Source organism: Winogradskyella ouciana (genome assembly GCF_009709615.1).
In the GTDB taxonomy this organism is placed as follows: Bacteria; Bacteroidota; Bacteroidia; order Flavobacteriales; family Flavobacteriaceae; genus Winogradskyella; species Winogradskyella ouciana.
This window is the reverse complement of the sequence record NZ_WJYA01000149.1, coordinates 1-264: the sequence shown is the minus strand read 5'-3', so window position 1 is coordinate 264 and position 264 is coordinate 1. Positions and strand designations below refer to the sequence as shown.

The 264-nt window shown below is 32.2% G+C and carries 1 pseudogene; it reads right to left on the bottom strand.

Features of this window, described 5'->3' with window-relative positions:
* Positions 1–264 (bottom strand): annotated as a pseudogene (locus tag F1003_RS18850) (hypothetical protein); the annotation flags it as partial.

Sequence of the window (264 nt, the reverse complement as noted above, 5' to 3'; positions counted from 1 at the left end):
CAAAGAAAAACTGACCGAATCCAACGCGCATACCCGCAATTAGAAAGCTCCATATATCAAAATGATTAATCACTAACATATAAGGGTGATAAAGACGAATTCCGTCATACACTGGTTGAATTCCTTCTTTGACGAAAAAATATAAAGGAATTAGTATGACGGCAGCAAACATAATAATAATTTTAAATGCTGATAGATGATGAATCATTTTTAACCCACCAAATCCTGCAAACAGAACACAAAAACTAATAAAAAGAAACATTT